We start from the raw sequence: 23,363 nt of genomic DNA, 5'->3' as shown, positions 1-23,363 counted from the left end.
GGCCGATGCGGGATCGCTTGGATTGCATTGGCAACCTGCCGGAGACCACCTGAGAGGCCCTCAGTCGATTGTAAGGAGGGCAGGGGCTAAGCCCGCGATTGCTTCGATCTGCTGGCCACCGAGCGCCACCAGCTTGCCCATCTGCTCCGCCATGAGCTTCATGGTCGAGCGGAGGTCCTTCAGTTCTGCGGCCATTCCCGTTAGCGCCAGTTCCACCTCGCGTGACAGGAATCGAACTCTACGAAAACCAATCACGAGTTGTGGAAGCTCTCGAACCCTAGCTCCAGCGAAAGCGGCAACGCGGCTATCTGCTGCGAAGCGGGTGGGAACAGGAGTGTCTCAGGGACGTTCAGTTCATTGGCCGCCTTCGAAGCGGAGCCCCTCTCCCACGCTACTTTGATAGACTTATGCAAACGGGTTCTTAACTTGCTGCGGTTCCTCTGTGGGACCGCTGTCATCAAGCAAGGCTTTATCCTGATCCAGGGCCCTCACGATCGCGTCAACCGCTGCTTTCAGCGCCCTTGCTTGTTTGAGGCCGCTCTTGTCGCGCGTCACGTCGAGTGAGCCATAGAGGACCACTTTGTCGGTGCCATTCTCAATAGTGAACCCGCCTACGCTGAGGGACGCGCTGTCATTTGAGAACGGCTGAAACTTCTTCGTCATGGGTTGCGTCCAAACTGATCAATGGCCTCAAGGATGCCTCCAACGAACCTATCCTGTGATGGGTCAGACGGCTGTTGTTGAACATCTGCTTGAGGGGGAGGTCTGCGGGTATTCCTTCCGGGTCCTTTCGACCTTCGGAGTTGGGGATGAGGCAGGTTCAGGATGGTTTGCTTGATGTCTGGTGACAGCTGAGGGAACGGGTCGATGCCCGACAACTGCTGCAGTTCAGCAAGCGAGATAATCCTGTATTCGTTACCCTCCTGGTTGGGCGTAAGATAGGCCGCTCCAGCGTTCAACCTCGGATCATAGACAGCCTTCGCGATGTGGGTTGGTACCAGCACACGTCCCTTGAGAGCCTGGAGATTTTCACCCTGGAAGATCGGGCCGGTCACTACATAGATTTCCTGCCGCTCTGAGTAATCACGCACGGCGCGTTCTATGCTCTCCCACAGATTACGGTTGTTGTCGGAGTTCTGCGGCACCATGTTGGCCAACGAGAAGGACTCATCCATTCCTTGGGGCGTGGTCATGTCTCCCGCTGGAGCCATGTGGCCGCGATCAAAACCACTGCGGACATAATCGGACAGTTCAGCTCTCTCGTCGGGAGGAAGGTTGGGGTCGGTGTGGAAGTTGTTGACCCGGTTCAGCGCACGAGCGCCGCTTGCTCGCCTAGGGGTGAGATGCTCAGCCACCCAAAGAGGTGTGCGGGTCAGCCCGGAGTGGAGCAACGCGAACTCCGTGTAGCAGATCTGCCGGGTCCTGGGCGTGAGCTTCGGATTGGCGAGAGCGGGAGCGGTGCCGCTGAAGAAATGCTGAGGGCAAGCTGCCACTGCGGCGTCGGGGGCGACGAGAAGCACCAGCAGAACAAGGGCAGGAAAGGGGTTGGGCAGTCTCACGGTACCCTCATGACGCGAGCGAGTCTGGACAGGAGCATCGCCGGCCCGTTCCACACGAGCAAAGCGTGCTTCTTGAGGCCAATGACGTCTCCGCCACTCTGTCCTGCAGGAGTGTTCCGCTTGGAGACAGGGATCCGGCGAAGCCCATAGCGCTGCAACTCAGCCTCGCTCAGGATCCGCTTAGGGCTCCGGCGTGAGCGCGGCCTCAGCGGGTTGTCCTTGCTCATCGAGGCACCTCTTTCGCAGGTGAATACCGTCTTCTTAGGTTCTCAATGCTCCACTTCAATGAGCGCAACCCTATTGATGCTAGGCTCGGGGCCAAATTAAGCCTAAAGCGGCCATCAAAACAATAGAACATAAGAGAGGTTTGCCGCTTCCTCGGTGAGCACAATTTCAACTGCTGCGGTGCCCGAATTAACCAGGATTCCTCAAATCAGACTCTGACCGCGGGTAAACAAGTGACTGTGCCACCAAAGCTATAGTGCCTCAAAGCCGAAATATGGCAATCTGGTGGCAAGTTTTGCCGGGCAAGGATGTTTGTGATGCGTTGGGTTCTTCTGGTGATCGCCTTCATTACCATGGCGGAACCAGCGGTTGCTCAACGTCGCCCTCCTGGATACCAGCAGGCCGAGCAGAGTTTCTCCCAACTGACGGTCGACGAGCGGATCAAAGTTCAGGTCCTGCTCACAGCCAACGGCTACTGGCCGGCCGTTCCGAACGTGAACTTCAGCAACCGGCTCTTCGAAGCCGTGTCGAACTATCAGCGGGACTACGGGCGCATTCAGAACGGTGCCGTTGATGCAGACCTGTTTGGGCAGGTGCTCAACAGCGCAATGCCTCTTCTCCAGACGTGGAACATCCGTGCCATCCCGCACCCGACCCAAGGCCATCCGATCTGGGTGCCGCTCGGCCTTGGACTGGTTGCCAAGAGAGACGAGAACGGCATTGCCTGGTCGGATCCCCAGGGCAGGGCATCCTTGGTCTACTCGTACTTCGGCGGCACGACCCTGGTGGCAAACTACCAGAGCATCCTCGACAAGGTTCTGTCCGAGGGCGGCAGGGTTCACTACAAGATCCTGAAGCCGGACTTCTTCGTCGTCTCGATGTCAACGGCCAATGGGCTTGATGCCTATATCCGGTTCCATGCGGATGGGCGTGGAGTGCTGGGCTTCTTCCTGTTCTGGAAGGGTAGCGAAACCCGCCTTCACATGGAGCGGGTGGCAACCCTCATCTCCGGGTCCTTCTGGGCAACCATGACGGGGGCTCCCTTCACCGAGCCCCCGACGATGACCTCACCTCAAGAGAAGGTGGCGGTCGCTCGCCTCGAAGAGCCCAAATCTCTCAGGCCAACTCCGAAGTCGGAGTCTGACGAAAAGGGGCCATCCTCCGGTACCGGCTTCTTCGTTTCCCCGGACGGACATGTGCTGACGAATGCCCATGTCGTGGATCGCTGCTCATCCATCAATGTGAAGGCTGATAACGGTGACGTGGTCTCCGGGAGGGTTCTGGCCAAAGACACCACCAATGACCTTGCTCTCCTCAGAACGCCACTCAGGCCCAGCAAGTTAGCAGGTGTTCGGTTGGGCATTCGGCTCGGCGAAGGAGTAGCCGCATTCGGTTTCCCACTGACTACGCTACTGTCCAGTTCAGGCAACTTCACCCTCGGGAATGTCACGGCCCTCTCTGGGCTCAAGGACGACAGCCGATACCTTCAGGTCTCCGCCCCGGTGCAGCCGGGGAACTCGGGCGGTCCGCTCTTTGATCAGAACGGCAATGTCGTGGGTGTCGTCTCAGCCAAACTCAACGCTCTCAACGTGATGGTCGCAACGAATGGGGACATTCCGCAGAACGTCAACTTCGCCATCAAGGGATCAATGGCAGCCAGCTTCCTGGAGAGCAATCAGGTCGCCATTGAGGAGGGCACCGCGAGCCAGGTCATGGCTCCTGCTGACCTTGCTGACCAGGCCAAGCAGGTCAGTGTGCTGATACGGTGCGAATAATCAGAAGCAGAAGATCAGTCGATCCACTCATTACAATTCAAAGATGCTATCTGGAGAAATAAATTTGCTTTGCGCTGTACTTGCTCTTGCCGTCATCGCTTTGGTAACACCGGTGATGGCTCAGTCCCTCTCGGGCCAAGCCGATGTTGTCGACGTGGACACCATTGCCATCCAAGGCGAGAAAACCCGCATCCGCCTGTATGGCGTTGACGGCCCGGAAAGCCAGCAGACCTGCAATGATGCTTCTGGAACTCGGTATCTCTGCGGCTCAAAAGCCGCTGATGCACTCGCGTCAATCATCGGGCGCAACGGGCGGGTGACATGCAAGGAGCAGGACCGGGATCGTTACAGCCGCATTGTCGCCACCTGCGAGGCCAATGGCCGGGACATTGCCGGTGCGCTGATCCGGCAGGGCTGGGCGGTCGAATACACTCAGTACTCCGACGGCCGCTACTCTGATGAGGAGGAAGAAGCCCGTCGGGCCAAGCGTGGTCTGTGGGCGGGCACCTTCGTCAAGCCGTGGGACTGGCGCCGTGGCGAAAGGCTGCCTAACGAGGCTTCAGTCGGTTCGGACCGCAAGTGCGCCATCAAAGGCAACATCTCCGGCTCGGAGCGGATCTACCATCTACCGGTCAGTCGCCACTATGCCCGCACGACCATCGATGAAGCAAAGGGCGAGCGCTGGTTCTGCTCTGAGGATGAAGCCAAAGCCGCCGGTTGGCGGGCACCAAGAGGGTAGGGGGAGAACGCAATGCTGAAATCACTTGTCCTTGGGCTGGTATTGGCAGGAAGCCAACTCGGATCCGCTCTCGCCTTCGATCACCCTGGCTCGTCGCCCCTCTTCGACAGGCTGGAGAACCTGCGACCCTTCCAGGTCGCTCAAGCAAGATCCTGCAAGGCAGCCAGCACATGCCGGGAAGCTGTTCAGATGTGGTGCGGCGGCTATAGGCGTGCCGATGGCGACAGTGACGGGATCCCTTGCGAGAACGTCTGTCGTTCACGCTCGGAAGTCGAGAGGATCAAAAGCGAGATCGGCTGCTAGGGTTTTTGTTCCAGTGCAAGCTGGACTAGAACACATACTGACCATGAGCGGTGCTGTATCGCCGGATCTCGGCCGCCAACCCAACCACATGCCGGAGGCTGAGGTGGCCCTGCGGCTGGCCGAGTTTATCCTATCGCTTCCCGGCTCGGGCGCGATGGCTAGCGTCGCGATCGATGGGGCCAGCATCAAGGTCGGGGACGCCGTCATCTTTGACATCGGCCGCTTCATGGCTGCCACTGGCTGGGAGCAGATTAAGGAGCCGCAGGTCGGCCGCAACGTCTGGACCGGCACCTACCGGCGTGGCGACAAGACAATCCGGGTGCACTCGCGGCCGGGCGAAGGCGACGTTGTCGCGCTAGTCGACGGCCGACGCATCGTCGCCGAATGCAAGAAGGGCCCGCTGGTCCGAAAGCCCGGAAATCCGGAGTACCCGCTGCTCAAGATGGCGCTCGGCCAGGCGCTCCTGTTCGACGTCTCCGCCGACGATATCGTGGTCACCGCGGTGCCGGACACGCCTGTTCTTCGCAAGCTCGCGGAGACCTGGCGGAGCCGTCCGCTCGTCCGGCGGGCCGGCATCAGGATCGCCCTCGTTGCCCATGACGGCTCGGTCTCCGGGCTCAACCTGTGACCGGCAAGGCTATCTGGCCTTCTTCCTCGACGGCTTGTCGGCGGTCCCGACCTCGCTCAGGCGCATCTCTATCCAGGTTGCTTCCTTCTTGAGGAGCGAGGCGATCTCTCGCTGGCGGGTTTCGCTCAAACGACTTTCGATCGCAGCAATAGAGAGCGCACCGACAGGTCGGCCATCCACTCCACGGATGGGAACGCCGACACCCCAGGAGCTCGGGAGTATATGGCCTGGATTGAGCGCGTAACCCTTCGCCCGGGTCTCCTGAACGAGCGTGCGGAGTACGGGTGGCGAATGATTGGGATATTTCTCAGCTAAGACGTCCGCGTTCGCGGCCAGGACTTCCTCCACCTCGTGGTCCTGAAAGGCAGACAACAGGGCAAGACTTCCGGCACCGACCCCCAAAGGGTGGCGGTCGCCGGCGTGAAGCGCATGGACACGGATCGGGTACGGCCCTTCCTCGCGATGGACGCAGATGGAGTAGATGCCTCGAGGGACCGAAAGGAAGGCTGTGTCGCCAGTCTCCTGGCTCAGCCGCACGAGAGAACGGAGCGATATCGGATGTATGCCGAAACGAGTGCTTGCGAGAGTGCCCAGAACGTAGATCTCAGGCCCGATGTAATAGCGTCGTGTTTCCGGATCTTGGTCGAGAAGGCCTGCTCTTACGAGGGCGAGAAGCATCCGCCGGACAGTCGGCTTAGGAAGATCGCATTGCTCGACAATCTCCGAGAGGCGAGCGCCGAACGGCCCCGCTCGACCTACGAGGAGGAGCAGGGTGGCGGCACGGTCGATGCTTTGAGCACCGCCGGCAGCGGCATCGCCGATCACCTGCACGGCCTTTCGGGCTGACGTGCTCCTTGGATGTTCCATTATGTGGACCCTTCAGGCTCGGCTAACGTGCTGTTCCTAGGGAGAACACTAACTGTTTGACAAACCGCAATCTAACGTTCCTGTTAACCCGAGAAAACAAGAAGGTCCATCTCATGGACCCTAAAAGATCTAAGGAAACGCAAAGGTCCCGTGAGACCTGCCAGGAGGTTTACATGATCATCTCTCGTCGCCGTCTGCTCATCGCCGGCTCAACCGCATTCGCAGGCGGGGTTGTAGGGGCGCCGTTCATCGCACGCGCGCAGCAGGCCGAGTTCACTTACAAATACGCCAATAACCTGCCCATAACCCATCCAATGAACTTGCGGGCTCAGGAAATGGCTGCGGCGATCAAGGCTGAGACCAATGGCCGTTTTGAACTGCAAATCTTTCCCAGCAGCCAGCTCGGCTCCGATACTGACACGCTTAGCCAGGTACGCTCGGGCGGCGTCGAGTTCTTCACTCTGTCGGGCCTGATTCTGTCGACGCTTGTGCCGGCCGCCTCCATCAACGGGGTGGGTTTCGCCTTCCCGGACTACGCATCGGTCTGGAAGGCCATGGACGGGGACCTGGGCGCTTATGTCCGCCAGCAGATCGCCAAGGTGAACCTCGTCGTCATGGACAAGATATGGGACAACGGCTTCCGCCAGACCACGTCGGCGACGAAGCCGATCAACACGCCGGAGGACCTGAAGGGCTTCAAGATCCGGGTACCGGTCTCACCGCTCTGGACGTCCATGTACAAGGCGTTCGAGTCTGCGCCCACCTCGATCAACTTCAACGAGACCTACACCGCGCTTCAGACCAAGGTCGTCGACGGTCAGGAGAACCCGCTGGCGATCATCTCGACCGCGAAGCTGTTCGAGGTGCAAAAACACCTCTCAATGACCAACCACATGTGGGACGGCTTCTGGTTCCTGGGCAACCGGCGCGCCTGGGAGCGGCTGCCCCAGGATGTCCGCACCATCGTGGCCAAGCACATCAATGCTGCGGCCGAGAAAGAGCGCGAGGACGTGGCCAAGCTCAATGCCAGCCTTCAGCAGGAGCTTGCCGCGAAGGGCATGGTGGTCAACCAGCCTGATCCGGCGGCATTCCGCGACAAGCTGCGCCAAGCCGGATTCTATGCCGAATGGAAGGGCAAGTACGGTGACGAGGCCTGGGCGATCCTCGAGAAGTCCGTCGGCACCCTGGCGTAAGGCGTCAGAGTCAGCGATCACGCCGCTGATTCAAAGGTCGCAGGGTCGTCCCGTCCGCGGATGACCCTCGCTCCACCGGACGTGATCACCACAAATCCGTAGGAACATTGGATATGGCTTCCTCTGCACACGTACTCGCCGCGCCGGAATCCTTGCCCGTCGCCGAAAGCGACGTCCGGCAGGGCTCCCGCCTTCTCAGGCCCTTCGAGATCGTTTCGTCGGCGCTGCTCGTGGCCATCATTGTCCTGCTGCTGGCAGGCGTCATCTCCCGCTATGTATTCTCGCTCCCGGTGGTGTGGATCGATGAGGTCGCATCGCTGTGCTTTCTGTGGCTTGCGATGCTCGGATCCGCGATTGCACTCGACCGCAACGAGCACCTCAGGCTGACGCTGTTCCTCAACATGATGCCGGAGCGGACACAGCGGTTCGTGGAGACCTTCGGGCTTCTGGTGATCGTCTCCTTTCTTCTGTCGCTGGTCGCCCCGGCCTTCGACTATGCGATGGAGGAGTGGTACATCACCACCGCCGCACTGGAAATTCCGAATACCTTCCGGGCGGCCGCCATTCCCTTCGGCATGATAGCGATGCTTGGTATCGTTCTCGCGTATGCCCTCCGGACTTCAACGTGGCGCGACTTGATCATCTCTGCTCTCGCAATTGCCGTGATCGCAGGCTTGCTGTGGTATTTCTCGCCTTCGCTCGTCAGACTTGGCAACGCCAAGATCGTTCTCTTCCTCGTCATATTCGTCGCCGCATGTCTCGTCGCCGGCGTTCCGATCGCGTTCTGCTTCGGCATCGGCACGCTGAGCTACCTTGCCTTCGCGACGCAGGTTCCGACCTTCGTCATGATCGGCCGTATGGATGAGGGCATGTCCGGCCTGATTCTGCTGTCGGTTCCGATCTTCGTCTTCCTGGGCTGCATCCTAGATGCCACCGGCATGGGCAAAGCCATCATCGATTTCCTGGCCTCCCTGCTCGGCCATGTCCGCGCCGGCATGTCCTACGTGCTGCTCGGCTCGCTGTTTGTGGTCTCCGGCATCTCCGGCTCGAAGGTCTCGGACATGGCCACGGTCGCTCCGGCGCTGTTCCCGGAGATGAAGCGGCGCGGCCACAGCCCGCGGGAGATGATCGCGCTGCTGGCTACCGGTGCCGCCATGGCCGACACCGTGCCGCCCTCGATCGTGCTGATCGTGCTGGGATCCGTCGCGGGGGTCTCAATTGCGGGCCTGTTCACCTCCGGCATCGTTGTCGCCATGGTCCTGCTCGCGGTCTTGGCGATCCTGGCTCGTTGGAAGAGCCGGCACGAAGACATGTCCAAGGTGCGCCGGGCGCCCGTCTCTTTGATGGGGCGCACCCTCCTCGTTGCCGCGCCTGCCCTCGTTCTGCCGTTCCTCATCCGCAGCACGGTGGCCGGCGGGGTAGCGACGGCAACCGAGGTGTCGACCATTGCGGTAATCTACGCATTGTTCGTCGGCATTGTCCTCTATGGGGGCATCGGCTGGCGCACGTTCTACGCCATGCTCGTGGAGACGGCGGCCCTCACCGGATCGATCCTGCTGATCCTCGGAACCGCCCTTGCAATGGCATGGGCGATCACGCAAGCCGGCGTTGCCCAGAGCCTCGCGACATTCATGACGGGACTGCCCGGCGGCTGGCTCTCGTTCATGGCCGTGACCATTGTGGTCTTCCTGATCTTGGGCAGCGTGCTCGAGGGCCTGCCGGCCATCGTGCTCATGGCTCCGCTCATGTTCCCGATCGCGAAGAACCTCGGAATCAATGACATCCACTACGCAATGGTCATTGTGACGGCGATGAACATCGGCCTCATGGCTCCGCCGATTGGGGTAGGCTTCTATCTCGCCTGCAAGATCGGCAGCGTCCCGCCGGATGAGGCCATCGGCGCTATCTGGCCGTACCTCGTCGCGCTGCTCGTGGGCCTCATCATCATTGCTACAGTGCCTTGGATCTCAGTCGGTCTCCTCTGACGATCACCGTCGGACAGTCCGCAAGGGCTGCCCAGCCAGGATAGTTACGACATCGCTTTCAAACGATCACACATTGAAGGAATTGCAGATATGGCACGTGCTTGCATCGTCGGTTGGGCCCATACGCCCTTCGGCAAATTGGAAGATCCCGATGTCGAAAGCCTGATGGCCAGAGTTTCGGGCGAGGCCCTCGCTCACGCTGGGGTTGGAGCTGAGGAAGTCGATGGGATCTATGTCGGCGTCATGAACAACGGCTTCTCGAAACAGGGATTTGAGGCTGCACAGGTTGCGCTCGATCAGCCGGTTCTCGCCCACGTCCCGTCGACCCGTCTGGAGAATGCTTGCGCGACCGGGTCGGCCGCGATCTACGCGGCTCTCGACTTTATCGAGAGCGGACGCGGGCGCATCGCTCTCGTCGTCGGGGCTGAGAAGATGACTGCCAAGCCCGTAGTCGAAACCAGCGATATCCTGCTGAGTGCCTCCTACAGAAAGGAAGAGGCCGATATCAACGGCGGCTTCGCCGGGGTGTTTGGCCGGATCGCTCAGACCTACTTCCAGCGTTACGGCGACCGCAGCGAGGAGCTTGCCCGCATCTCCGCCAAGAATCACAGGAATGGTGTCGCGAATCCCTATGCGCAGATGCGACGCGACTTTGGCTTCGAGTTCTGTAATGCGGTCTCCGACAAGAACCCCTATGTGGCGGCCCCGCTGCGGCGGACGGACTGCTCACTGATCTCGGATGGGGCAGCCGCGCTCGTCGTGGCCGACGAGGAGACGGCCGAACGGCTCCAGCAGGCAATCGCCTTCCGCACCCGCCAGCATGTCAATGACATTCTGCCCCTATCGCGACGCGACCCGACGGCCTTTGCCGGTGCACGTATGGCCTGGGACAAGGCACGGGCTCATGCAGGTGTAACACTGGACGACCTCGATCTGGTCGAGACCCATGACTGCTTCACCATCGCTGAGCTCATTGAATACGAGGCGATGGGATTGGCCTCGCCGGGCGATGGCTACCGTGTTGTGCGGGAGGGCATTGCCGAGAAAGACGGTCGCCTGCCGATCAATCCATCCGGCGGCCTCAAGTCGAAGGGCCACCCAATCGGCGCCACCGGCGTGTCGTTGCACATCATGGCCTGCCTCCAGCTCATGAACCAGGCTGGCGACATGCAGATCCCAGACGCCAATCTTGCGGGCGTATTCAACATGGGCGGCGCGGCCGTCGCCAATTACGTGTCCATCCTGGAACGGCGCAAATGACGAGTCCCGTTCAAGCTCCCATCGGCGGTGTTGCACCCGTCTCCAAGCGCGTCATGAACCTCTCCCACTTCCTGCGTCAGGTGGCGCGGCGGTACGGCGGCGAGATCGGCTTCGTCCGAGGGGAGGATACCTGGACCTGGGCCGAGCTCGATCGCCGTGTGGATGCCATGGCAGCGGCGCTGGCCGCCCGGGGCGTGAAAAAAGGCGACCGCATCCTGGTGCAGTCCAAGAATGGCAACCAGATGTTTGAGTCGATGTTCGCCAGCTTCCGGCTCGGTGCAGTCTGGGTGCCGACGAACTACCGTCAAACCCCGGGCGAGGTCGCCTACCTTGCCCGCTCGAGCGGTGCCTCCGCGATGATCTGCCATTGCGATTTCCCGGAGCATGCCGCAGCCGCCCGTGAGGCCGCTCCGGATATCCGCTTCGTCATCTCCATCGGGGCATCAGAATTGGGCGATGATTACGATGCCCTCGTCGCACAGCACTCCGGGCAGAGCGTACCGATGGCGTCCGTCGAGCACGATGATCCGTGCTGGTTCTTCTTCACGTCGGGCACAACGGGACGTCCCAAGGCCGCCGTTCTCACCCATGGCCAGATGGCCTTCGTGATCACGAACCATCTCTGCGACCTGATGCCGGGCACCACGCACCGGGACGCCTCTCTGGTCCTGGCGCCGCTCTCGCACGGGGCAGGCATTCATCAGCTCGTGCAAGTGGCGCGGGGTGTCAAGACCATTCTGCTCAAGAGCGATCGATTCGACGCCGACGAGGCCTGGGGGCTGGTCGCGCATTGGCGCGTCACCAACATGTTCACTGTCCCCACCATCGTTAAGATGCTGACGGAACATCCTTCGGTCGACGCGCATAATCACTCGTCGCTGCGCTACGTGATCTACGCAGGCGCACCCATGTACCGGGAAGACCAGAAGCACGCGCTGAAAAAGCTCGGAAAGGTCCTAGTCCAATACTTTGGGCTTGGCGAGGTCACCGGTAACATCACCGTGCTTCCGCCGGCGCTCCACGAAACCGAGGATGCACCCGGCGTGAAGGTGGGCACCTGCGGCTACGAGCGCACGGGGATGCAGGTCTCGATCCAGGACGACCAAGGCCGCGAGCTCAAGGCAGGCGAGACTGGCGAGATCTGCGTCTGCGGTCCGGCCGTGTTCGCCGGCTACTACGACAACCCGGAAGCCAACGCGAAGGCCTTCAGGGACGGCTGGTTCAGGACCGGCGATCTCGGCCACCTCGACGAGGAAGGATTCCTCTACATCACCGGACGTGCCTCCGACATGTACATCTCCGGCGGCTCGAACATCTACCCGCGCGAAACGGAGGAGAAAATCCTAACGCACTCGGCCATCGCGGAGGTCGCAATCCTCGGCGTGCCGGACAAGACCTGGGGTGAGGTTGGCGTGGCGGTCTGCGTGCTGCGGCCGAACGCAACGCTCAACGAGCCGGAACTCCTAGCATGGCTGGAGGGCAAGGTCGCCCGCTACAAGCTTCCAAAGCGGGTGTTCTTCTGGGATGCCCTGCCTAAGTCTGCCTACGGCAAGATCACCAAGAAGGATGTCCGGGCCGAACTCGAGGCGCGCGGCTGTCTACCCCTTGACCGACCCGCTCAGGCCTCCGCCTGAGCCGAGGCGGCATACTTCCCCGAAGGACGACTGGACCACAGCAGGAGAGGCGGACATGGTTCAAGTACAGACGGTACTGGTGACCGGAGGAGTGTCTGGCATCGGCCTTGCGATCGTCGAGGCGATGCTCGCCGAGGGTTGGCGCGTTGTCGTCGCGGACCTGGATCGGGAAAGCCTCAGTTGGTGCCGCGATGCGCTCGGGGCACCTGACGACCGCGTGCGGTACGAGCAGATGGACGTCGCGGATGAGGACGCTGTTGTGTCCAGGATCGCGGCCTGCGAGGCGGAGTTCGGCCCTCTTACCGGGGTCGTTAATTCCGCCGGCATCGGGCGCGACGTTCCGGCACTCGACACGAGCGTCGATCTCTTTCGGAAGATGCTGGAGGTCAACCTGATCGGCAGCTTCGTGGTCTCGCGGGAGGCGGCCAGGCACATGCGCGAGCGCGGCGCAGGCTCAATCGTTAACATCGCGTCCGTTTCGGGGGTCATGGGCAACAAGGGACGCGTCGCATACGGCGCCTCCAAGGGGGCCGTGATCACCATGACCAAGGTCATGGCGGTCGAGCTGGCGGCACTCGGCATTCGGGTGAATGCGATCGCTCCCGGTCCGATCGAGACGCCGCTCGTGCAGGAGATCCATACACCGGAGGTACGCGCCGCCTGGATGGCGACCGTGCCGCAACGGCGCTATGGATCGTCGGCTGAGATCGCTGGGGCAGCCACTTTCCTCCTCGACAATCGCAAGTCCAGCTACATCACTGGCCAGACGATTTGCGTCGATGGCGGGTTCACGGCCGCAGGCATCATCGGTAAGCCGTCTGCCGCTTTCGATTCGCCTGTCCAGCCATAGAAGGCTCAAACATGACTCATGTGTTCTCGCTTGCTGAAACGGCACCTGCCCTTCCTCCGGAGGGCGAGTACTGGATTGCCCCAGGTGCCGTTCTAATCGGCAACGTTCGCCTCAAGCGCGAGGTCAGCATCTGGTTCGGCACGGTGTTGCGAGCCGACGACGACATCATCGAGATCGGCGAACGCAGCAATGTCCAGGACGGCTGCGTGCTCCATGTCGATCCCGGGTTTCCGCTGACGATCGGTGAGGACTGCACGATCGGTCACAAGGTGATGCTACATGGCTGTACAATCGGGTCGAACACCTTGATCGGCATGAACTCGACCATCCTCAACGGTGCGCGGATCGGCCGGAACTGCCTGATCGGCGCGAACACGCTGATCACCGAGAACAAGGTCATCCCCGACAACTCCTTGGTCATGGGCGTCCCGGGCCGCGTTGTCCGGGAGGTCGATGACGCCGGCGTGCGGAACCTGACCGAGGGTGCGGCTCTCTACGTCAGGCGCTGGCGCCGGTACGTGTGTGAGCTGGCATCTGCCTCAGGAGGTTTCTGATGAAGCGGGTCGTCACGACGCAGCTGCCCCGGCCGCGTACCCTGATCCACCCCGGCCGGTTCAACCCGGTCCGCATCCAAAGCCTTCGCTCTTCCAAGGGGCGGCATGTCCGACTGGCCCTTTTGCCCGGCGTGAGCCTTTTCGATGGCCTCGTGAAGCCACTGGCGGATATCGGGATCACGTTTGCCTCGACGACGATCCTCGGAGGCTATTTTGAGGGTGTTCAGTATTGCGTCGCGCCTCCCGATCAGCAGGGGCGGGCCGTGATTGCCTATTCCAAACCGATCCCCGCCGGTCACACGTATATGATCTTCGGCAATGCGACGCTGGGGAAGAGCATCAATGGCTCGCCGCTCGTACATTGCCATGCCGCGATCTGCACCGAAAGCGGTGAGGTCAAGGGTGGTCACATCCTAACGGAGACCTGCATCGTCAGCCGCAATCCGATCCCGGTTCTCGTCACCTCGCTCGATGAATTCGAACTCCGGCAGGCCTACGATCCCGAGACGAACATTCCGCTTCTTCAACCATACAAGGAAACGATCAATGGGTGAGACGATCGCTGTCGAGAACGGCTCAATGGGTCGCGTGGCATACGCGAGGATCGCTCCCAACGAGGATCTCGTCCAGGGCGTGGAGAAGCTGTGTCTCGCCGAAGGTTTCAGAAATGCATTCGTGCGTGGTGCGCTGGGCAGCCTCGTGGATGCCTGCATGGGCACGATCGATGGCAAGTACCTCCAGATCCCGGGTCCCGCCGTGGAAATCGTCAGCTTGGCGGGTGAGGTTCGCCCGGGCGAGGACGGCTCACTCAGGGCAGCCCTCACGGGTGTCGTGGCGGACCCGGAGGGGAATGTCTACGGCGGACCTTTCGTCGCCGGCTTGAACCCGATCTGCATGACGTTCGAGGTCACCCTTGAGGAGTGGCTTCCTGTGAAGTGAACGACGAGCGCCGCGGCGGTAGCACCTGCGGCATTGATCCTGGGAAATGGAGCGGAGATCAATGGCTGATCGTCTGAAGGGCAGGACTGCCATCGTGTTCGGGGCAGGGTCCTCGGGGCCGGGATGGGGAAACGGCAAGGCCGCTGCCGCCGCCTATGCACGGGAAGGGGCTCAGGTTGCCTGCATCGACCTGGTCCAGGAAGCCGCGGAGGAAACCGCATCCATTATCGCGGGTGAAGGCGGCGGGGCCATAGCCGTTGCAGCGGACGTTACTGACACAGGCTCGGTTGAGAGAGCGGTAACGCAGGTCGTTGAGCGTCTCGGGGGCATCAGCATCCTGCACAACAACGTTGGCGTCACCCATATGGGCGGGCCGGTCGAGCTCAGCGAGGAGCAATTCGAGGCCGCGCTCAAGTTGAACATCGGCCCCATCTACCGCACGGCGAAGGCCGTCATCCCGCATATGCTGCGTCAGGGCGGCGGCGCCATCGTCAACATCTCCTCCCTCGCGGCGATCCGATGGACGGGCTATCCCTATTTCGTTTACTACGCCACCAAGGCGGCGGTGAACCAGGCCACCGTGGCGCTCGCCATGCAATATGCCCGCCAGGGCATCCGCGCCAACTGCATCATGCCTGGCCTAATCGACTCCCCGCTGATCTACCGGCAGATCTCCGGGCAGTATGCCTCGGTGGAGGAGATGGTGGCGGCGCGCAATGCCGCCGTTCCCCTAGGCCGAATGGGAACGGCCTGGGATGTGGCCAATGCTGCCGTGTTCCTGGCCTCCGATGAGGCGCAGTTCATCACGGGCGTCTGCCTGCCTGTGGATGGTGGGCAGAGCTGCGCCGTTTCCGAGTTTCGTTGAGGGTGACTTTCAATGGCCTTTGTGACCACGAGCGACGGTATCCAGCTCTTCTACGAATCCGCCGGAACGGGCACGCCCATCGTGTTCGTCCACGAGTTCGGCGGAAATTATTGGAGCTGGGAGCCTCAGGTCGGCTACTTCTCGCGCAGGCACCTTTGCGTCACCTTCTCGGCTCGCGGCTATCCGCCGTCGGACATTCCCGAGAATGTGGAGAAGTACTCCCAGGCCCACGCGGCCAATGACATCGTCGACGTCATGAACGCAGCCGGCATCGACAGGGCCCATGTAGTCGGTCTCTCGATGGGGGCTTTCGCCTGTCTGCACGCCGCTCTGCGCTATCCCGATCGCATTCGGTCCGCCGTCATCGCGGGAGCGGGATATGGCTCGGAGAGGGAACATCAGGAGTTTTTCCGCCGCAATTCCGAGCAGGTGGCGCGAGGCTTCGAAGAGCGTGGCGCGCGGGCGTTTGCTCCGGTCTACGGTGAGAGCGCCTCGCGGGTGCAGTTTCAGGAGAAGGACCCACGGGGCTGGCAACTCTTCGTAGAGCGGATGGCGCAGCATTCCGACAGGGGTGCCGCCAACACCATGCGCGGCGTCCAGATGCGACGGCCGTCGCTCTATGACCTAGAGGCCGAGTTGGCGGCTCTTGAGGTGCCGCTACTCATCCTGGTCGGCGACGAGGACGATCACTCGATCCAACCAGGTATCTTCCTGAAGCGGACGATCCCGCGCTCCGGTCTCGCCATGCTTCCGAAATCGGGCCACACCCTGAACCTTGAGGAGCCGGCGCTGTTCAACCAGCTCCTGACAGAATTTTTCACACGGGTGGAGGCGGGGCGCTGGGGCGCGCGGGATTCGCGAGCCGACCCAAACCAGATCATGCGGACCGATTTGGAGCTGCGGGAGGAGGACCAGTCATGAGACACATCGATCATCCTGGTCAGGCTGCTCCGGAGCGTTTTGCCGCCGTGCCCGGCGAGGCGGTGCCGATCCGGTTCGTGCTGGAGCCCGGTCTGACAATCGACGAGGCAGTTGGGGCAGGCATGAGGGGGAGTGGCTGCATCGGCGGCTTCGTGGAGTTCCGGGGCGGCCGTTGCGACCCGTTCCGATATGTAATGCCTGCCGCATCATCCGACCCGCGCTATGTGGCCTGGTACAGCGAGACCTTCGAACCGGACGGGCCGGTAAATGTGACGCGCGCCTGCGCTATAGTCGGCGTGCGGGACGGAAAGACCTTTCTCCATTGCCACGGCGTCTGGGACACGAGCGAGGTGCGGCGAATGGGCCACATGCTTGCTCCCTTGTCCAGAGCCGCGGAGCCCATCGAGGTGGCGGGCATCGGGTTCAGGGATGCGACCTTCGAGGCCATGCCCGACGGGGAGACGAACTTCACCCTCTTCGAACCGGTTCAATATGCTGGAAAGGGCTCCTCAATGACAGGCAGGCAAGTGCTGCTTGCGAAAGTGCGCCCCAATCAGGACGTCAGCCTTGCCATCGAGGAGATCTGCCTACGGCAGGGAATAGAAAGAGCCAATGTCTACGGGATTGGCAGTTTGAATGGCGTGCGCTTCGTCGACGGAACGCGGGTGGACTCACATGCCACCGAGGTCCAGATCCGCGACGGCCACTTCAACAGGGACGACGGGCGCGGGCAGGCGCGGCTGAACCTTGATGTCGTTGACATCAACGGAGTGATTACCTCTGGGCAGATCTCCCGTGGTGAAAATCCTGTATGCATCACTTTCGAGCTTGTGATTGAGGAAATCGGGCAGTGAAACAGCTGTTGGTGCTTTGAGTTCTCGCTTCTGAAAATTCTCGAGAATGACTTCTCCGGCTTGCAATGTGAGCAGAGATAATTGCTGCCTACCGGAAGATCTACGGAGTTCGATCCTGAGCGGATCTCTTACAAACACCCGCGCCAACATGCTGCTGCCAAGTGGCAGCAGCATGCGGCCTTTGCTTCAAACCTTAGAGATAGGCAGTCGACAGCGCCGGGATCATCGCGATGACGAGGAGCCCGACGAAGAGCGCGCCGATATAGGGCCAGATGGCGCCCATGGCTTCATCCGGCGAGACGTTGCCGATCTTGCAGGCGATGTAGAACCCGATGCCTATGGGCGGCGCCATCAGGCCGATATTCATGGCCGTCACCACGACCATCGAGTAGTGGATATCGTTGATCCCAAGGGTCTTCGCGATCGGGAACATGATGGGTGCCATCAAGACAATGGCCGGCAACCCCTCAAGCACGCAGCCGAGCACCATGAAGACGGCAATCGTCACGAGCATGTAGGTGACCCAGCCGCCCGGCAGGTCTGTGACCAGTGCGGCCATCTTGAAGGCGAAGCCAGTCTGGGTGAGTGCCCAGGCCATCGCAGAGGCCGTGCCCAGGATAATGAGGATCGCGCCCGAGAGAGCCGCCGTCTCGACCAGCATGTCATAGATCTTGCCGGGACGGATGCCACCATAAAGGACCATGCCTATGATCAGGGCGTAGAGGACTGCGATTGTGGAGACCTCCGTGGCCGTCGCCACGCCGCCGCCGACCGCGCTGCGGATCAGGAAGGGTAGCACGAGGGCCGGAGCGGCCACCGCCAGCGCCTTGCCAATAGCCCGAAGGGGAGCCCGACGGATCCCTTCCATGACTTCGCCGCGCGCCTTCCAGCGTGCGAGAATGGCGAGCACCGCGAGCAGCACCATGGCGATGACGAAGCCGCTCGTGAACAACCCGGCGATCGACACGCCGGCGACCGAGCCGAGCACGATCAGCACAATTGAGGGCGGCACGGTGTCGGCCATGGCCGCACCGGTGGCCAGGAGCGCGATCATCTCCTTGGGCTTGTGCCCGCGCCGCTTCATCTCCGGAAACAGCGCAGGAGCGACCGTGGCCATGTCCGAAACCTTCGAGCCGGAGATGCCGGAGACCAGAAAGAGCGAGCCGAGCAGCACGTAGGACATGCCTGCCTTCACATGCCCGAGCAGGGAGGCCAGGAACTCGACGATGGCCCGGCCCATGCCGGTGGCGTCCAGTATGCAGCCGAGGAGCACAAAAATCGGCACCGACAGCAGGATCAGGCTCGACATGCCCTCATCAATTCGACCGATCATCACCATGGTCGGGACCGAGCTAGTAAAGGTCAGAAAGGTGAGCGCACCGAGACCGAAGCAGAAAGCAATTGGCACGCCAATGGCGAGAAAGAAGGCAACAAAACCCACGAGGAAGATGAGAATATTGATATAGCCGAGCGAGGGCAGGGACGGGGAAGCAAGCCACAGTAGTGCACCTGCACCTGCGATGACAGCCGCGGCCAGCGAGATTTCAAACGCCTTGGCAGCACGCACCGTCTCTCTGAGGGCTAGGAGCGCCATCAGGCCGATGCCGACCGGAAGAGCGGCCACGCGCCAGCTCATGGGAATATTGAGTGCCGCCGAGGTGATGTAGGACTCCTCGATCACATACTCGATGGCAGGCCACAGCATGCCGATCAGAAAGACAGCAACGAGAAGCGGCCCAAGCGCACCGAAGAAGCCACGCAGCTTCTCTGGGAGCATATGAAGGAAGAGGGTCAGACGGAGGTGCTCATTGCGATCGATGGCGATGACTGCGCCGAGCATGGCAAGCCAGAGGAAGCAGAACGCGGCCGCCTCATCGATCCAGACGATGGGGAGCGAAAGGACATAGCGCGAGGTGACGCCCATCAAGAGAAGCCCGATGATCACCACCAAGATGACGGAAGCAATCATCTCAATGGGCTTAAGGAGCGCCGACCCGCTTTTCAGACCGGTCGGCATGTCCTCAATTTCACCGACGCCGATGCTTTCTGTTGCCATGGTCATTGTCTCCTCCGTCGCTCTTGGCTCAATTAAGCTATTTTTGTTCAATGTTGTGGGTGCTCGCTGTCAGGGCAGATTCTCCCTGAAGACGACTTCGACGCGCATCGGATCGGGCTGCTTGCCAGGCTTGTGCCCCTCCCGCAGGTCGCGGAACAGGGCAGCGCATTTGGCGATGGTGTCTTCGGCACTTTGGGTGATCACTGCATCCATTGTTCCATCGAGCAGGAACTCGCGGGTATCGCTGGTCAGCCCATGGCCGACGAACACGACGTCCTTCTCGCGCCGTGCATCCTTGAGCGCGCGGCCGATGCCGGAAGCGCCACCACCGATATTGTAGATCCCGTCCAGATCAGGATGATGGGAGAGAAGCGCCCGCATCTGCCGGTAGTTGAGCGCTTCGTCGTCATGTCCTTCGCGCAGGCCGACTACCTCAATGTCAGGATAGAGTTCCTGCAGGATGTCTAGGAAGCCCATCTCGCGCTCCCCATGAGCGCGGTAGCTGAGACTGCCGGCGATCATGGCAACCTTGGCCGGCCGTTTGGCAATGAAGCGTGCGAGAAGATAGCCTGCCATGCGCCCCGCAGCCCGATTGTCGAGGCCGAAATACGCGGTCCGCGTCGGACTGGCGACATCGGAGATCAGCGTCACCACGGGCTTCCCCGCAGCGGTGATGCGATTGACGGCTTCGCGTACCACGGGGTGCTCAATCGCCATGAAGGCAATACCGTCCGCATGTCTGGCATGGCGGTGCAGCGCCTTCGCGAGCAGGTCCGGATTGAAGCTGTCGATATACTCGACTGTAGGCTTGATCGAGAAGCGCTCCAGCTGTGGCGCCATCTCGCTGATCATGCGGCCGAGCATGGTGATGTAACGGTTCGTTCCCTGAGGTAGAATGAACGAGATCTGGGCGAGCGGCCGCACCTCGCGGATCCGCTCGTCGCTCTCGTCCACGTAGCCGAGTTCAGCTGCGGCCTTCATGACCCGTTTGACCGTCGCCGCCTTCACTCCCTGACGGCCGTTCAGAACCCGGTCGACAGTGGCGGTAGAAACATCGGCGAGGCGCGCGATGTCCACGATGGTGACACGCCGGTTGAAGGACGGAAGATCCGCGAAAATGCTCATGTTGTTACATCAAAGTACATCAAAATTATGATTTGACCGCATCATTTGTATGACGGATTTTTTCACTCGGAAAGAGCAAAACATCTTTTCGGGAGAAATGACGCCATGACCATCAGCCGAAGGACGCTTCTCAAAGGCATCGGAGCTGCTCCGGCCGCCGTTAGCCTCTTCTCGATTCCACGCTACGCTCATGCAGCCGAGATTACGCTGCGCTATGGCAACAACCTGCCGCTCAGCCATCCTCTGAACATCCGGGCCAAGGAAGCTGCTGACAGGATCGCCAAGGAGACGAACGGGCGCGTTGAGATGCTGATATTCCCTGCCAACCAGCTTGGCGGCGATACGGATATGCTCTCCCAGGTGCGCAACGGCGCTCTGACCTTCTTCACCCCTTCGGCGCTGGTGATCGCGACCCTTGTTCCGGTCGCGGCGATCAACGCTGTGGGCTTCGCGTTCAAAGACTACAATCAGGTCTGGGCTGCTATGGATGGCCCCGTTGGTGGCTTCGTACGCAAGGCGATTGCCGACTCCCGGTTGCACGCGCTGGAAACCATGTGGGACAACGGCTTCCGCCAGATGACCACGAGCGGTACGCCGATTCAGAGCGCCGATTCGATGAAGGGCTTGAAGATCCGGGTTCCGGTGAGCCCGATCAGCATCTCGATGTTCTCCGGTCTTGGCGCTGCGCCGGCCAGCCTGCAGTTCAGCGAGGTTTACACCGCCCTCCAGACCAAAGTGGTCGACGCACAGGAGAACCCGCTGCCGATTATCCAGGTGGCGAAGCTCTACGAGGTGCAATCCTCCTGCGCGCTCACCAACCACATCTGGGACGGCTACTGGTTCATCGCCAACGGGCGCCAGTGGGCGGGAATGCCGGGAGAGGTGCAGGAGATCGTCTCACGTGCCATCAACGAGGCGGGTCTGAAGCAGAGGCAAGACATCAAGACTCTCAACGAGTCAGTGCAGGCGGATCTCCAGAGCAAGGGGCTGTCGTTCAACCAGTGCGAGACGGAAAGCTTCCGTGCGAAACTGCGAGAAGCCGGGTTCTACAGGGAATGGAAGCAGAAGTTCGGCCCAGAAGCCTGGAGCCATCTTGAGAGCGTCGTTGGAACGCTCGCCTAACCCTTGTCGTGCGATCCGACGGAAAGCATCGGATCTTCATCTTCCTCGGGCGCGGATAAGTAAGCCGCGCCCTCATCAGATATGCAGGTAAGGTATGAGCCGATTTTTCGGAGAAATCAGGCAGGCCGGCTATGTCGTCGACGACATTGAGGCCGCCATGGACTATTGGTCGCGCGTTCTCGGCGTGGGACCTTTCTTCTATAAGGAACAAGTTCCGATCGAGAACTACATGTATAGGGGTGAGACCTATCGACCGCATAATTCCGTGGCGCTCGCCAATTCCGGCCCGCTCCAGATCGAGCTTATTCAGACCCGCAACGATGCTCCCTCTATGTACCGCGACTTCAAGCAAGCCGGTCACACAGGCCTGCAGCATGTAGCCTACTGGACCGAGAGTTACGATGCCGATCTGGAGCGGCTGATGACGCAGGGCTTCGTTCCAGTGATGAGCGGTGAGGTCGGCGAGCGCGGACGCTTCGTCTATTTCGACACCGAGTACCATCCCGGCACAGTCATCGAGCTGTCGGAAGTCGCCGGGCCGAAGGGCAAGATGTTTCAGCTGATCAGGGAGGCATCTGAAGGGTGGGACGGACGCGAACCGGTCCGGCCATTCCCTGATCTTTCCCGGCTTTGAGGTCCCTCATGGCGGAAGCACATTACGAGGCCACCTATCTGGTCGAAACGCCCCTGCCGCTTGAGGCTGTGGCCGAGGTGATGGCAGGCGAACAATCCTGCGGAACCTTCACCCGAGTCGAGGGCGAGACCGACGAACTGCGCGAGCGGGCCCGTGCTCATGTCATCGCGATCCGGGATCTGGGTGAGGTCGCACAGCCCTCCGTCCGCAGCTCCTGGCTTGACCGCAAGGGCTTATCGGCCCCCTCGCGCCGTGGCGAGGTGGTCGTGCGTTTTCCGGTCGCGAATGTCGGGGTTAATTTGTCGACGCTTGCCGCGACTGTAGCCGGCAACCTCTTCGATCTCGGCGAGGTGACCGGCCTGCGGCTCGAAGCCCTTAAGCTACCCGGCGCCTACCGAAAACAATATTCTCTGCCGAAGCATGGCGTCAAGGGAACACGACGCCTGACCGGGGTTGCTCATGGTGCACTGATTGGATCGATCGTCAAACCGAATGTTGGACTTCGTTCCGAGGAGATTGCGTCGCTGGTGGAACGCCTGTGCGACGCCGGGCTGGATTTCATCAAAGATGATGAGATTGCAGCCAATCCGGTCCACGCGCCCCTGTCGACCCGCATTCCAGCCGTCATGGCTGCTGTGCGTCGGCACCAGGATCGAACCGGGAAGCATGTCATCGTCGCCTTCAACATCACCGACGAGACGGATGCTATGCGACGGCATGCGGACTTGGTGGCGAGAGAGGGTGGAACATGTGTCATGGCCAGCCTGAACTGGTGCGGATTCTCTAGTATCGAGACCCTGCGGGGCAGCAGCGATCTGGTAATTCATGGCCACCGTAATGGCTATGGCGCGTTCTCGCGCCATCCAGCGCTGGGTATCGGCTTCCATGCTTACCAGACGCTCTGGCGCCTCGCCGGCGTCGATCACATGCATGTCCATGGCTTAGCGGGTAAGTTCGCTCAAGCCGATGATGAAGTGGTGGAGAGCGCGAAGGATTGTTTGACATCGCTCTGTGAGGTGGAGGATCGGGTCATGCCGGCTTTTTCTTCTGGTCAATGGGCTGGAACGGTCGAGCAGACCTATCGGGCCGTGAACACGTCCGACCTTCTCTTTATGGCAGGCGGTGGGATCATGGCTCATCCAGGCGGGCCAGCGGAAGGCGTCGCGAGCATTCGTGAGGCCTGGCGGGCTGCGGAGGCTGGCGAAAGCGTTGAGGGCGCACGTATCAAGCATCGCGCACTTGCGGATGCGCTCGGCTTCTTCTCAAAGCATTAAG

At 61.1% G+C, this 23,363-nt stretch carries 25 protein-coding genes; 18 read left to right on the top strand and 7 right to left on the bottom strand.

Going from position 1 to position 23,363, the window contains the following annotated elements; all coding sequences use genetic code 11:
* Positions 1 to 60: 60 nt before the first annotated feature.
* From MA07_RS31230 to MA07_RS19140, 3 genes are all read right to left on the bottom strand, one after another.
* On the bottom strand, positions 61 to 195 hold the full coding sequence (locus MA07_RS31230) for a hypothetical protein (RefSeq protein WP_280114249.1): 135 nt from the start codon (positions 193 to 195) through the stop codon (positions 61 to 63).
* Between the two features lie 210 nt (positions 196 to 405).
* Complete coding sequence (locus MA07_RS19145) at positions 406 to 663, bottom strand: hypothetical protein (RefSeq protein WP_036354895.1); 258 nt, start codon at positions 661 to 663, stop codon at positions 406 to 408.
* The gene (locus MA07_RS19140; RefSeq protein ID WP_036354892.1) at positions 660 to 1,559 is read right to left on the bottom strand and encodes a DNA/RNA non-specific endonuclease; all 900 of its coding nucleotides are present in this window, start codon (positions 1,557 to 1,559) and stop codon (positions 660 to 662) included. Before MA07_RS19140 ends, MA07_RS19145 begins: the two co-directional genes overlap by 4 nt.
* Before the next feature lie 542 nt (positions 1,560 to 2,101).
* Here MA07_RS19140 and MA07_RS19130 point away from each other — a divergent pair.
* Positions 2,102 to 3,559, top strand: coding sequence for a serine protease (locus MA07_RS19130; protein ID WP_036354885.1), 1,458 nt, complete (start codon positions 2,102 to 2,104; stop codon positions 3,557 to 3,559).
* A 154-nt stretch (positions 3,560 to 3,713) separates the two neighbouring features.
* The gene (locus tag MA07_RS19125) at positions 3,714 to 4,298 is read left to right on the top strand and encodes a thermonuclease family protein (protein ID WP_244445290.1); all 585 of its coding nucleotides are present in this window, start codon (positions 3,714 to 3,716) and stop codon (positions 4,296 to 4,298) included.
* A gap of 21 nt (positions 4,299 to 4,319) precedes the next feature.
* On the opposite strand, the gene MA07_RS31225 is transcribed toward MA07_RS19125, so the two are convergent.
* Positions 4,320 to 4,442, bottom strand: coding sequence for a hypothetical protein (locus MA07_RS31225; protein ID WP_280114248.1), 123 nt, complete (start codon positions 4,440 to 4,442; stop codon positions 4,320 to 4,322).
* A gap of 202 nt (positions 4,443 to 4,644) precedes the next feature.
* Between MA07_RS31225 and MA07_RS19120 the strand changes: the two genes are divergently transcribed.
* The gene (locus MA07_RS19120) at positions 4,645 to 5,229 is read left to right on the top strand and encodes a hypothetical protein (protein WP_036354879.1); all 585 of its coding nucleotides are present in this window, start codon (positions 4,645 to 4,647) and stop codon (positions 5,227 to 5,229) included.
* A gap of 9 nt (positions 5,230 to 5,238) precedes the next feature.
* Here MA07_RS19120 and MA07_RS19115 read toward each other — a convergent pair whose 3' ends face one another.
* A complete protein-coding gene (locus MA07_RS19115) occupies positions 5,239 to 6,000 on the bottom strand; it encodes an IclR family transcriptional regulator (protein ID WP_244445292.1) in 762 nt (253 codons plus the stop codon).
* Here MA07_RS19115 and MA07_RS30950 point away from each other — a divergent pair.
* From MA07_RS30950 to MA07_RS19060, 12 genes are all read left to right on the top strand, one after another.
* On the top strand, positions 5,938 to 6,075 hold the full coding sequence (locus tag MA07_RS30950; RefSeq protein WP_244445293.1) for a hypothetical protein: 138 nt from the start codon (positions 5,938 to 5,940) through the stop codon (positions 6,073 to 6,075). The genes MA07_RS19115 and MA07_RS30950 overlap by 63 nt on opposite strands.
* A 194-nt stretch (positions 6,076 to 6,269) precedes the next feature.
* Positions 6,270 to 7,289, top strand: coding sequence for a TRAP transporter substrate-binding protein (locus tag MA07_RS19110; protein ID WP_036354876.1), 1,020 nt, complete (start codon positions 6,270 to 6,272; stop codon positions 7,287 to 7,289).
* A 113-nt stretch (positions 7,290 to 7,402) separates the two neighbouring features.
* The gene (locus MA07_RS19105) at positions 7,403 to 9,274 is read left to right on the top strand and encodes a TRAP transporter large permease subunit (protein WP_036354873.1); all 1,872 of its coding nucleotides are present in this window, start codon (positions 7,403 to 7,405) and stop codon (positions 9,272 to 9,274) included.
* A gap of 90 nt (positions 9,275 to 9,364) precedes the next feature.
* On the top strand, positions 9,365 to 10,534 hold the full coding sequence (locus MA07_RS19100) for an acetyl-CoA acetyltransferase (RefSeq protein WP_036354870.1): 1,170 nt from the start codon (positions 9,365 to 9,367) through the stop codon (positions 10,532 to 10,534).
* Positions 10,531 to 12,168 (top strand): acyl-CoA synthetase, encoded by a 1,638-nt coding sequence (locus MA07_RS19095; protein WP_036354867.1) that lies wholly within the window; start codon positions 10,531 to 10,533, stop codon positions 12,166 to 12,168. The genes MA07_RS19100 and MA07_RS19095 overlap by 4 nt, the downstream gene beginning before the upstream one ends.
* Positions 12,169 to 12,223: 55 nt before the next feature.
* Positions 12,224 to 13,018 carry an SDR family NAD(P)-dependent oxidoreductase gene (locus MA07_RS19090; protein ID WP_036354863.1) on the top strand — a complete coding sequence of 265 codons (795 nt, stop codon included), beginning with the start codon at positions 12,224 to 12,226 and terminating at the stop codon, positions 13,016 to 13,018.
* 11 nt (positions 13,019 to 13,029) lie between these two features.
* A complete protein-coding gene (locus tag MA07_RS19085) occupies positions 13,030 to 13,572 on the top strand; it encodes a gamma carbonic anhydrase family protein (RefSeq protein ID WP_036354860.1) in 543 nt (180 codons plus the stop codon).
* Positions 13,572 to 14,126: a hypothetical protein gene (locus tag MA07_RS19080; protein WP_036354857.1), complete on the top strand. Its 555-nt coding sequence runs from the start codon at positions 13,572 to 13,574 to the stop codon at positions 14,124 to 14,126. Before MA07_RS19085 ends, MA07_RS19080 begins: the two co-directional genes overlap by 1 nt.
* On the top strand, positions 14,119 to 14,511 hold the full coding sequence (locus tag MA07_RS19075; RefSeq protein ID WP_036354853.1) for a PPC domain-containing DNA-binding protein: 393 nt from the start codon (positions 14,119 to 14,121) through the stop codon (positions 14,509 to 14,511). The genes MA07_RS19080 and MA07_RS19075 overlap by 8 nt, the downstream gene beginning before the upstream one ends.
* Before the next feature lie 61 nt (positions 14,512 to 14,572).
* Entirely contained in the window at positions 14,573 to 15,376 is an 804-nt protein-coding gene (locus MA07_RS19070) for a glucose 1-dehydrogenase (protein WP_036354850.1), read from the top strand.
* 12 nt (positions 15,377 to 15,388) lie between these two features.
* On the top strand, positions 15,389 to 16,297 hold the full coding sequence (locus MA07_RS19065) for an alpha/beta hydrolase (protein ID WP_036354847.1): 909 nt from the start codon (positions 15,389 to 15,391) through the stop codon (positions 16,295 to 16,297).
* On the top strand, positions 16,294 to 17,151 hold the full coding sequence (locus MA07_RS19060) for a DUF296 domain-containing protein (RefSeq protein ID WP_036354845.1): 858 nt from the start codon (positions 16,294 to 16,296) through the stop codon (positions 17,149 to 17,151). Before MA07_RS19065 ends, MA07_RS19060 begins: the two co-directional genes overlap by 4 nt.
* Positions 17,152 to 17,344: 193 nt before the next feature.
* On the opposite strand, the gene MA07_RS19055 is transcribed toward MA07_RS19060, so the two are convergent.
* Together MA07_RS19055 and MA07_RS19050 are read right to left on the bottom strand one after the other, a co-directional pair.
* Entirely contained in the window at positions 17,345 to 19,213 is a 1,869-nt protein-coding gene (locus MA07_RS19055; RefSeq protein ID WP_036354842.1) for a TRAP transporter large permease subunit, read from the bottom strand.
* 63 nt (positions 19,214 to 19,276) lie between these two features.
* Positions 19,277 to 20,332, bottom strand: coding sequence for a LacI family DNA-binding transcriptional regulator (locus MA07_RS19050; protein WP_036354840.1), 1,056 nt, complete (start codon positions 20,330 to 20,332; stop codon positions 19,277 to 19,279).
* A 105-nt stretch (positions 20,333 to 20,437) separates the two neighbouring features.
* On the opposite strand from MA07_RS19050, the gene MA07_RS19045 reads away from it, so the two are divergent.
* The 3 genes from MA07_RS19045 (at position 20,438) to MA07_RS19035 (ending at position 23,362) form a co-directional block, all read left to right on the top strand.
* A complete protein-coding gene (locus MA07_RS19045) occupies positions 20,438 to 21,454 on the top strand; it encodes a TRAP transporter substrate-binding protein (protein WP_036354838.1) in 1,017 nt (338 codons plus the stop codon).
* A 94-nt stretch (positions 21,455 to 21,548) separates the two neighbouring features.
* Positions 21,549 to 22,088, top strand: coding sequence for a VOC family protein (locus MA07_RS19040; RefSeq protein WP_036354835.1), 540 nt, complete (start codon positions 21,549 to 21,551; stop codon positions 22,086 to 22,088).
* Between the two features lie 68 nt (positions 22,089 to 22,156).
* The gene (locus MA07_RS19035) at positions 22,157 to 23,362 is read left to right on the top strand and encodes a RuBisCO large subunit C-terminal-like domain-containing protein (protein ID WP_348270410.1); all 1,206 of its coding nucleotides are present in this window, start codon (positions 22,157 to 22,159) and stop codon (positions 23,360 to 23,362) included.
* The last annotated feature ends 1 nt before the right edge of the window (position 23,363 follow it).

This window comes from Microvirga sp. BSC39 (assembly GCF_000739015.1).
Lineage (GTDB): Bacteria > Pseudomonadota > Alphaproteobacteria > Rhizobiales > Beijerinckiaceae > Microvirga.
Note: the sequence above shows the minus strand (reverse complement) of the source record. Positions and strands in the feature narration are given on the sequence as shown.